Raw genomic sequence first — 3,028 nt, 5'->3', positions numbered from 1 at the left:
GATGAAGGTGGCCTCCGGCGGCGAGCTTTCGCGCTTCCTTCTGGCGCTGAAGGTGGCGCTGGCCGACCGCGGTTCGGCGCCGACGCTGGTGTTCGATGAAATCGACACCGGCGTGGGCGGTGCTGTCGCCGACGCCATCGGCCAGCGGCTGGCGCGACTGTCGAAACGCGTCCAGGTGCTGTCGGTGACGCACGCACCGCAGGTGGCGGCACGCGCGGCGACGCATTTCCTGATCTCCAAATCAGGCACCACCGACCGTGTCGCCACAGGCATCGCCGAGATGGACCGGCCGGCGCGGCAGGAAGAGATCGCGCGCATGCTGGCCGGCGCCACCATCACCGATGAAGCGCGCGCGGCCGCCGAACGGTTGCTGCGCGAGAACACCACAGCTGCATAAGAACGGCTGATGTCAGGGATCGAGTCAGGATATGGCTCCATCCTGCTGTTCAGGAATGATTTTCTTGAAATGCTGATCTATTGTGTAGCGCCACCGTTCGGGGAAGAAAGCATGTCCGAAAAACCAGTTGATGCCCTGACCGAAAGCGAGGCCGAAGCCGAGCTGAAGCGGCTGGCGGAAGAGATCGCCGAGCACGACCGGCGCTACCATACCGAAGATGCGCCTGTTATCACCGATGCGGAGTATGATGCGCTCGCACGGCGCAACCTTGCCATCGAGGAGCGCTTTCCGGCGCTGGTGCGCGAGGATTCGCCATCGCTCAGGGTCGGAGCCGCTCCGGCGGAAGGCTTTACCAAGGTGCGCCATGCCGTGCCGATGCTCAGCCTTGCCAAGGCCTATACCGACGATGACGTCACGGATTTCATCGAACGCGGGCGGCGGTTCTTCGATCGCGACAAGGAGCTCGACATCGCCTTCACAGCCGAACCGAAGATCGACGGGCTGTCGGCTTCGCTGCGTTACGAAAACGGTGTGTTCGTGCAGGGCGCGACGCGTGGCAACGGCGCCGTTGGCGAAGACATCACCGCCAATTTGAAGACGATCGCCGATATTCCAGCGAAGCTGAAAGGCTCGGGCTGGCCCGAAATCATCGAGATCCGCGGTGAGGTCTACATGACCTATGCGGAATTCGAGGCGCTGAAGCAGCGATCGGCTGCGGCCGGCGGCCAGGACTACGTCAATCCGCGCAATACGGCGGCCGGATCGCTGCGCCAGAAGGATCCATCCGTCACCGCCAGCCGCAACCTCAAATTCTTCGCCTATGCCTGGGGTTACACGACGGCTGATCCCGCTCCGACCCAATATGATTCGGTGCAGAAATTCGCCGAGTGGGGGTTCAAGATCAGTCCGCTGATGGTGCGGGCGAAATCGGCCGAGGAGCTGATCGCGCATTATCATCGGATCGAGGAGCAGCGCTCGGCGCTCGGCTACGATATCGACGGCGTCGTCTACAAGGTCGACCAGCTGGAGTTGCAGCGCCGCTGGGGTTTCGTCACCGGCGAACCGCGCTGGGCGGTCGCGCATAAATTTCCGGCCGAACAGGCGATGACGACCGTGCAGAAGATCGACATCCAGGTCGGCCGTACCGGTACGCTGGCGCCGGTTGCGCGGCTGGCGCCGGTCACTGTCGGCGGCGTCGTGGTCGAGAACGTCACGCTGCACAATGAGGACTACATCAAGGGCCTGGACTCGACCGGCGAGCCGATCCGCGACGGCATCGATGTGCGCATCGGCGATACGGTCGTGATCCAGCGGGCAGGCGATGTCATTCCGCAGATCGTCAGCGTCGTCATCGACAAGCGGCCTGCTGATGCGGTGCCTTACGAGTTCCCTCACACTTGCCCGATCTGCGGCTCGCCGGCGACGCGCGAGATCAACGAAAAGACCGGCAAGGAAGATTCCCGCCGGCGCTGCACCGGCGAACTGATCTGCCCGGCGCAGGCGGTGGAAGGATTGCGCCACTTCGTGTCACGCGGCGCCCTGGACATCGAAGGCCTCGGCGCGGAGAACATAGACACGTTCTTCAATGCGGGATTGATCAAGACCGCCGCCGATATCTTCACGCTCAGGGATCGCCGTCCGGCCGTCACCAGGGCGCTGGCCGAACGCCGCGAGGAGCAGGCAAGGCAGCGCGAGGCCGCATCGGGCAAGACGCGCAAGAATGTGCGCAGCGTCGAGGATCGCAACTATGAGGGCCTCGACAAGCTGTTCGCCGCCATCGACTCGCGCCGCGAGCCGGAGCTCGACCGTTTCATATTCGCGCTCGGCATCCGCCATATCGGCGAAACGACGGCCGCCGTGCTTGCCCGCACCTTCTCGACCATCGAGGAGATGATCCGGGTCGGCAAGGAGACAGCGGCAGCGGAGGATCCACACACGGTTTTCCCCTCGGTCAACGGCATCGGCGATACCGTGATCGATGCGTTGCGCGACTTCTTCGGCAATGAGCGCAATGACGACGTGCTTGACGCGTTGCTCCGCCAAGTCAAGCCGAAGCCGTATATCGTCAACGTCTCGGCCGACAGCGAGGTCGCCGGCAAGACGGTCGTGTTCACGGGCTCGCTGGAGAAGATGACACGCTCCGAAGCCAAGGCGATGGCGGAGCGCCTGGGCGCCAAGGTCGCGGGCTCGGTTTCGGCAAAGACGGATCTGGTGGTCGCCGGGCCGGGTGCCGGCTCCAAGCTCAAGCTCGCCAGCGAACTCGGCATCGAGGTGATCGACGAGGATGGCTGGCTGGTACGGATCGGCAAGGCGTGATGGAAGGCGCATTCAAGGGTTTCGGCCCGAAAGCCATTCCGTTCCTGAAGGCGCTGGATTTCCACCAGAGCCGAGAGTGGTTTTTGGAGAACCGTGACCTGTTCGAACAGGAATTGCGCGATCCGCTCAGTGATCTCGTGGACACGCTGACCGAACGCTTCCAAGAGGCCGGGCTCGGCCTGCGCGGTGATCGCAAGAAGTCGCTGTTCCGCATCAATCGCGACGTGCGCTTCGCCAAAGACAAGCGGCCCTACAACAGGCATTTGTCGGCCATCCTGTCGCCCGACGGCACCAAGATGGAGCAGGGTGTGTTCT

Annotated in this window: 2 protein-coding genes and 1 pseudogene; all 3 read left to right on the top strand. The window is 63.4% G+C overall.

Translation table 11 applies throughout. The features are described 5' to 3' along the window. Positions 1-397, top strand: a pseudogene (locus EN893_RS26440) (DNA repair protein RecN); the annotation flags it as partial. A gap of 111 nt (positions 398-508) precedes the next feature. Continuing rightward, on the top strand, positions 509-2,713 hold the full coding sequence (ligA, locus tag EN893_RS26435; RefSeq protein WP_127270946.1) for an NAD-dependent DNA ligase LigA: 2,205 nt from the start codon (positions 509-511) through the stop codon (positions 2,711-2,713). Further along, positions 2,713-3,028 (top strand): TIGR02453 family protein (locus EN893_RS26430; RefSeq protein ID WP_128361894.1); only part of this gene is annotated, 316 nt, incomplete at its 3' end. The genes ligA and EN893_RS26430, both read left to right, overlap by 1 nt.

This window comes from Mesorhizobium sp. M7A.F.Ca.CA.004.04.2.1 (assembly GCF_004022825.1).
GTDB lineage: Bacteria > Pseudomonadota > Alphaproteobacteria > Rhizobiales > Rhizobiaceae > Mesorhizobium.
The sequence above is the reverse complement of the archived record's forward strand: the minus strand, read 5'-3'. Positions and strand labels throughout refer to the sequence as shown.